The 6450-nt window shown below is 65.4% G+C and carries 11 protein-coding genes and 1 tRNA gene; 8 read left to right on the forward strand and 4 right to left on the reverse strand.

The window, feature by feature from the left end; genetic code table 11:
- Positions 1-146: IS66 family insertion sequence element accessory protein TnpB (gene tnpB, locus JSE7799_RS22075; protein WP_144431762.1), on the reverse strand; the 146-nt coding region annotated here is incomplete at its 3' end.
- Positions 143-544, reverse strand: a complete 402-nt coding sequence (gene tnpA, locus JSE7799_RS16060; protein WP_245624895.1) for an IS66-like element accessory protein TnpA — start codon at positions 542-544, stop codon at positions 143-145. The genes tnpB and tnpA, both read right to left, overlap by 4 nt.
- Before the next feature lie 401 nt (positions 545-945).
- Between tnpA and JSE7799_RS16065 the strand changes: the two genes are divergently transcribed.
- The 5 genes from JSE7799_RS16065 to lpdA all read left to right on the forward strand — a co-directional run bounded on the left by JSE7799_RS16065 (position 946) and on the right by lpdA (position 3748).
- Positions 946-1185 carry a DUF3303 family protein gene (locus JSE7799_RS16065; RefSeq protein WP_055664521.1) on the forward strand — a complete coding sequence of 80 codons (240 nt, stop codon included), beginning with the start codon at positions 946-948 and terminating at the stop codon, positions 1183-1185.
- The gene (locus JSE7799_RS16070; protein ID WP_055664522.1) at positions 1185-1571 is read left to right on the forward strand and encodes a cupin domain-containing protein; all 387 of its coding nucleotides are present in this window, start codon (positions 1185-1187) and stop codon (positions 1569-1571) included. Before JSE7799_RS16065 ends, JSE7799_RS16070 begins: the two co-directional genes overlap by 1 nt.
- Positions 1572-1579: 8 nt before the next feature.
- Positions 1580-1801: a hypothetical protein gene (locus JSE7799_RS16075; RefSeq protein WP_055664523.1), complete on the forward strand. Its 222-nt coding sequence runs from the start codon at positions 1580-1582 to the stop codon at positions 1799-1801.
- Complete coding sequence (locus JSE7799_RS16080) at positions 1798-2193, forward strand: MAPEG family protein (protein ID WP_055664524.1); 396 nt, start codon at positions 1798-1800, stop codon at positions 2191-2193. The genes JSE7799_RS16075 and JSE7799_RS16080 overlap by 4 nt, the downstream gene beginning before the upstream one ends.
- A 160-nt stretch (positions 2194-2353) precedes the next feature.
- Positions 2354-3748 (forward strand): dihydrolipoyl dehydrogenase, encoded by a 1395-nt coding sequence (gene lpdA, locus JSE7799_RS16085; protein ID WP_055664525.1) that lies wholly within the window; start codon positions 2354-2356, stop codon positions 3746-3748.
- A 126-nt stretch (positions 3749-3874) separates the two neighbouring features.
- On the opposite strand, the gene JSE7799_RS16090 is transcribed toward lpdA, so the two are convergent.
- Both JSE7799_RS16090 and JSE7799_RS16095 read right to left on the reverse strand, forming a co-directional pair.
- Positions 3875-4522 (reverse strand): GntR family transcriptional regulator, encoded by a 648-nt coding sequence (locus JSE7799_RS16090; RefSeq protein ID WP_055664526.1) that lies wholly within the window; start codon positions 4520-4522, stop codon positions 3875-3877.
- A 15-nt stretch (positions 4523-4537) separates the two neighbouring features.
- Positions 4538-5275 (reverse strand): M48 family metallopeptidase, encoded by a 738-nt coding sequence (locus tag JSE7799_RS16095; RefSeq protein ID WP_055664527.1) that lies wholly within the window; start codon positions 5273-5275, stop codon positions 4538-4540.
- 55 nt (positions 5276-5330) lie between these two features.
- Here JSE7799_RS16095 and JSE7799_RS16100 point away from each other — a divergent pair, with 55 nt between their 5' ends.
- From JSE7799_RS16100 to JSE7799_RS16110, 3 genes are all read left to right on the forward strand, one after another.
- Positions 5331-5660, forward strand: coding sequence for a TIGR02300 family protein (locus JSE7799_RS16100; RefSeq protein ID WP_055664528.1), 330 nt, complete (start codon positions 5331-5333; stop codon positions 5658-5660).
- Between the two features lie 79 nt (positions 5661-5739).
- A tRNA-Ala gene (locus JSE7799_RS16105) sits at positions 5740-5815 on the forward strand.
- A 174-nt stretch (positions 5816-5989) separates the two neighbouring features.
- A partial coding sequence (locus JSE7799_RS16110) for a helix-turn-helix domain-containing protein (RefSeq protein ID WP_144431763.1) occupies positions 5990-6450 on the forward strand: 461 nt, incomplete at its 3' end.

Here is a 6450-nt window from a genome sequence, read left to right on the forward strand (position 1 = left end):
CGTCCTCGGAAGCAAAATATCTCCCCGGCATACGGATCACGCCCAAGGCCTTGCTGCACCTGCAAGGCCAGCGTGTTCATGCCCTTCCGCATGTCAGTCACGCCGCCCGCGATCCACACCTTTGCGCCTGCCGGAAACGCGATCATGCCCGTTCCACCACCTGGATGAGCCGCGCAAGGGTCGACGTCTCGGTCGAGGCGGCGGTCACGAGGCGACGTCCGTTCGGCAGGATGATCTCCACCCGGTCATGGCTCGTGTCATCCGCCCGAAACTGCGCATCGGTGGTTGCTGGCTCGGCGGCGACTTCCGGCCTCACGGTAACCGCCGTGAAATGCGCCCGGTCCCCATTGCCGATCAGAAGGCCCTCACGTGCCAGGCGACGCCACCGTGTGAGAAGCGAACGAGAGATCTCGTAGCGTCGTGCCGTCGCTGCTGCCATCCGAGGCGCCGCATAGCTCTCCTCAACGATCCGCACCTTCTCGGCGTCAGTCCACCGACGCCGCCGGCCGGTATCCGTGACCGAAAGAACCTCTACTTGGGACATGAAGCTATAGTCTGTCATAGCTTCATGCTCTTAAAGGCAGCCGGGTGGGTCGGTCAGACGGCCCTCGGCGGAGGCATACCCAGCATCAGCCGTCTCGAAGGGATGACAAGATATTGTGCGCAGGCGCTTCCAAAGCCGATATGATGTGTCGTCGTAGGAGTCGAAGATGGGCACTCAAGACTTTTTCAGCAGCCTGTTAGGGGCCGACTCATACAGGCTTGGGATCTTCACCGGAAACCCCGTCGCCATGATCGCTGCACCGCTTGCTCAAGGGGACCGCAGCTTCGATCCCAACAAATGCAAGTTGCGACGTTTTCTCCGTTGGCGCGTTGTTGTGGCGACAGCGACTTGATCGCCGGGGGCAGTACCGGCGCAACTCCAACCAAACGGAGGGAGCCTCCATGCAACTACTCACCCACCACATTCCGGCCGCCTATGACGAGTGGAAGCGCGAATTCGACGCCGAGACGGAGACCCGGATGAATGCCGGCCTCACCCTCCTGCAGCTTTGGCAGGATGTCGACGATTCCGGTGTCACCGCGCTCTACAAGGTCAACGACCGCAAGAAGGCCGAGGATTGGCTGAAGCGGGAGCGGCAGACATCCGGGCCGCTCGAAAGCCGGTTCCTGCGGACCGCCTGATGACCGACGCCGCACTTCACATTCGTCCCGAGGATGCCCGCCCCGCCCGGTGGGCCGCCCCGACGCGTGGTCATGTCTCCTTTCGCACGATCGTCGATGCCGCGCAGGGCCCGTCTCACGGCCTCGCCCAAGGCATTGCGGAACTGAAACGGGGCGACCGGGAGAACTCCCATCACCATGACCTGCCGGAAATCGGCCATGTCCTGTCCGGAAGCGGGTTCCTGACGCTCGAGGGCCAAGATATGGAAATTTCCGAGGGCGATACGATCTTCGTGCCACCGGGTCTTCGCCACGGTTGGGCCGCGGCGGAGATGCCTTTACGCGTGCTTTACACCTTCCCCGCCGACCGCCTGTCGGATGTGGCCTATCACTGGGCATGCGGATGACCCCCGATATGCGCGACTCCGTCCGGCGGGTCCTCTCGTCTTGGCTCCTCCGCCTTGCCATCATCACGGCCTTCGTCCTCGTCCTGCGGCAGATGCAGGGCCCTTCGCCTTGGCTCTTGCCGGCGCTGGCGCTCTATGCGGCGGTTTCGCTGCTGACCTCGATCATGCTGGAGCGGAGCCGGCGCAGGCAGGCGAACCGCGAAGCGCCCCCTCCGAAGGACACCGAATGACGCCCGAATTGACCGCCCTCGCCCTCGCCGTTCTGCTGCAAGCGGTGCAATTCGCTCTCTATGCCGTGAACGCCAATCGCGAACTCGGGCCGGGCTACACCATGTCCGCCCGCGACACGCCGCCTTCGCGCCCGATATCCGAGACGACAGGCCGCCTGCAGCGGGCCTTCCAGAACCATTTCGAGGGCCTGGTCCTGTTCACCGCCGCGATCGTCGTGGTGACCTTGTCGGGCCAGAGCAGCGCCTTCACCGCCACCTGCGCCTGGATCTATCTGGCCGCGCGGGTGGCTTACGTGCCGGCCTATCTCCTCGGCTGGCGACCGGGCCGAACGATCATCTGGATCGTTGGATTCACGGCAACGCTCCTGTTGGTCATCGCGGCGCTGATCTGATCTCTCCCGGGTGACCCGGTGCTGGGGCGGAAGCGCCTTCGGAAGCCCGGAAGCCGACCCTAAGGCGGCCGGCAAACTTGCAAACACCCTGAAAAAGCGGCATCGACAGACCGCCGGGTCCGAGGTCCGGCCCCGGGGATCTGCAACGAAGGACGACTTCATGGCCCAGTACGACGTCATCATCATCGGCAGCGGCCCCGGCGGCTATGTCTGCGCCATCCGCTGCGGACAGCTCGGCCTCAAGACGGCCGTGGTCGAAGGACGCGAGACGCTGGGCGGCACCTGCCTGAATGTCGGCTGCATCCCGTCCAAGGCGCTCCTGCACGCGACCCACCAGCTTCACGAGGCGGAGCACAACTTCGCCAAGATGGGGCTCAAGGGCAAGACGCCTTCCGTCGACTGGAAGCAGATGCTCGCCTACAAGGAAGACGTGATCGGCCAGAACACAAAGGGCATCGAGTTCCTGTTCAAAAAGAACAAGGTGGACTGGCTCAAGGGCTGGGGCTCCATCCCCGAGGCCGGAAAGGTGAAGGTGGGCGACGAGGTCCACGAGGCCAAGCACATCATCATCGCCTCCGGATCCGAGGTGGCACCCGTTCCGGGCGCGGACATCAAGATCGACGAGAAGGTCGTCGTCAGCTCGACCGGCGCGCTCGAACTGGACAAGATCCCGTCTTCCATGGTCGTGGTCGGCGGCGGCGTGATCGGGCTGGAGCTTGGCTCCGTCTATGCGCGTCTGGGCGTCGAGGTCACGGTGATCGAATTCCTCGACGGCATCACGCCGGGCCAGGACGCGGAGGTGGCGAAGAACTTCCAGAAGATTCTCGCCAAGCAGGGACTGAAATTCATCACCGGCGCCGCCGTTCAGAAAGTCACGGTGAAGAACGGTAAGGCCGACATCTCCTACAAGCTGCGCAAGGATGACAGCGCGCACGACCTCAAGGCCGACGTGGTTCTCGTGGCGACGGGCCGCAAACCCTTTACCGAGGGTCTGGGCCTCGACACGCTGGGTATCGGCATGACGGATCGCGGCCAGATCTCGGTCGACGACCATTACCGCACGACCGTCAAGGGGATCTACGCGATCGGCGACGTGATCGAGGGGCCGATGCTCGCCCACAAGGCCGAGGACGAAGGCATGGCGCTGGCCGAGATCCTCGCCGGGCAGGCGGGGCACGTGAATTACGACGTGATCCCTGGCGTGATCTACACCCATCCCGAGGTCGCCAATGTCGGCCTCACCGAAGAGATGCTCAAGCAGGAGGGGCGGGCCTACAAGGTCGGCAAGTTCTCCTTCATGGGCAACGGGCGGGCCAAGGCCAACTTCGCCGCCGACGGCTTCGTCAAGATCCTCGCCGACAAGGAAACGGACCGCATCCTCGGCTGTCACGTGATCGGCCCGATGGCGGGCGACCTGATCCACGAGGTCTGCGTGGCGATGGAATTCGGTGCCGCCGCCGAGGATCTGGCGCGGACCTGCCACGCCCATCCCACCTATTCCGAAGCGATGCGCGAAGCGGCCCTGGCCTGTGGCGACGGCGCGATCCACGCCTGAAGCGTATGCGCCCGGTCGCAAGGTCGGGCGCATCTCCCTAGGGGCGCTCCTGCGGGGCGATCCGGTTGTGTGACGGCAGTGCGACTCCCCTCGCCGACGCCGGTCCAAGGGGCCTGCGCCCCGGCATCACCCGGCGAGCAGACGGAGCCCCTGCGTGACGTCCGCCCGAACGGCAAGCCGCAGCCCCGGCTCGTCCCCCGCGCGCAAGGCCGCGACGATCAGCCGATGGTTGCGGGGCAGCTCGGTGCGGTTCAACCGCCCGTAGAGCTTGCGCATCGTCGGCCCGAGCTGCAACCAGACCGTCTCCGCCATGGCGAGCATCGCCGGAGCCTGCGCGCGCAGGTAGAGCGTACGGTGAAATTCCAGATTGGTGCGGATGTAGCCGGAGGCGTCGTGCTTGGCGATCTGCTCGGCGATGGCGCGATTGATGGTTTCCATCCGGTCGATCAGCGCCAGATGCGCCCGCGGCAGGGCCCGCACCGCCAGCTCCGGCTCCAGAAGCGAGCGCAGGGCCGCCAGCTCCTCGATCCGCTCGTTCGACAGTTCCGGCGTCGAGATGCGCCCCGAGGCCGACAGCGACAGCGCCCCCTCCGCCGCCAACCGGCGCAGCGCCTCGCGAACGGGAGTCATCGACACGCCATAATCGCGCCCGATCCCGCGCAAGGTCAGCGCGACGCCCGGCGGAAGTTCTCCGTGCATGATCCGCGTGCGCAGCGTCCGGTAGAGCCGGTCATGCGCGGCGCCCGCGCCGTCGGGAAGGGGGTTCAGGAGCATGGCGTCACCATGGCCTCAGCGGCCGCCGAAATCCACTGCATGCAACGCCGCCCCCTCGCGGCGCAGCCAGTCGCGGCGCGGCGCGTAATCCGGCATCAGCGCGGCGACCTGCGCCCAGAAGCGCGGCGAATGATCCATGTGACGCAGATGCGCCACCTCGTGGGCGGCCACGTAATCGAGCACCTCCGCCGGCGCCATCACGAGCCGCCAAGAAAACATCAACTCTCGCCGCGACGAACAACTCCCCCACCGGGAGCGCGTGTCGCGCAGCGTCATCCGCGTCGGCGCGATCCCTAAGGCGGCGGAATGCCGGTCCACCGCCTCGGCCAGATGGGTCCGCGCGAGCGTCTGCAAAAGCGCCTTCACCCGGGGCCCGGCCCGGTCATCGTCGGCCACAGCAATGCTCGTTCCGTTCAGCCGGGCCGACCGTCCCGGCCCCACGATCACCGGTATTTCCCGGCCCAGAACCGGCAGTGTCGCACCCACACGCACCACACGCGGCGGCGGGGCGGCCGCGACATGACGCGCGATCCAGCCGGCCTGCTCGGCCACGAAGGCCTGCGCATCCACCAGCGACGCACCCACCGGCAGGGACAGGGTTACCCGGCCATCCGACCGCCCCACCCGCAGCGACAGGCGCCGCGCCCGCGCCGATCGGCGCAGGCGCACCTCCAGATCGGGCGCACCCGGCACGGGGAGCGTGTCGGGCCCGTCCTGTCCAAAACCCTTGCCACCCCTTGTTCCCTGTGGCATCCGCCCCCAATTCCCGACCCCCGGGGCACAGCCCCCACGAGATGAAGGATGCGACATGCCCAAGGAAGAATGGGGCGTCAAGCGGGTCTGCCCGACGACCGGCAAGCGCTTCTACGACCTCAACCGCTCCCCGGTCGTCAGCCCCTACACGGGCGAGGCGGTGAACGTAGAGACCGGCACCAAGACCCGTGTTCTGGTCGCCGACAAAGACGATGCCGACACCAAGAAGGCCGGTGCCGACGATGACCTGCTGCTCGATGACGAGGACGACATCGAGGAGGAGGACGCCGTTGCCGGTGACGACGTTCTCGACGACGACGAGGATGAAGACACGGTCTCGCTCGACGAGATCGCGGATGTCGGCGACGATGACAACGAAGACTGACCCTGCGTAAACCGGGTCGATGGATGCGATAAATCTGCTTGCACCGTCTCCGCGCCTGCCGTAAATCGCAGGCCGGTCAGGGGCCTTAGCTCAGTTGGTAGAGCGCTTGCATGGCATGCAAGAGGTCAGGGGTTCGACTCCCCTAGGCTCCACCACTTCCCCTTTGAAAAGCACCAGACGGTTCTTCCTTTTTCGTCAGGAGAATTGCCTCTGCCCTGTTGGATGTCACTGAGAACTGACCCAGCAGCAGTCTAAATTGTCACTGAGAACTGACCCATGTGGAATCTTGCCCCTGACGGGATTTGTCGGGGGTTATTGGAGTGATCGACATGGGATTTTTGAGTGTCATTCGACGTTGGGCGTTACGGGACAAGATGCCCATCCGCGAGATCGCGCGGCGGACCGGGCTGTCTCGCACCACCATCAAGAAGTATCTGCGGGCGGGGATCGTTGAGCCCCGGTTCCAGACACCGGCGCGGCCGAGCAAGCTGGACCCATATGCCGAGAAGCTGACAGGCTGGCTGGTGACGGAGCAGCGCAAGTCGCGCAAGGACCGGCGCACCGCCAAGCAGATGCACGCTGATCTGGTTCAGCTTGGCTATGACGGCTCGTATGAGCGTGTCGCAGCCTTCGTGCGGACTTGGAAAGGAGACCGGCAACGCGCGCAGCAGACGACCGATCGCGGGACATTCGTGCCGTTGGTGTTCCAGCCGGGCGAGGCGTTCCAGTTCGACTGGAGCGAGGACTGGGCCTCTGTCGGCGGCAAGCGCATCAAGTTGCAGGTGGCCCA

The organism is Jannaschia seosinensis (genome assembly GCF_001408515.1).
In the GTDB taxonomy this organism is placed as follows: domain Bacteria; phylum Pseudomonadota; class Alphaproteobacteria; order Rhodobacterales; family Rhodobacteraceae; genus Jannaschia; species Jannaschia seosinensis.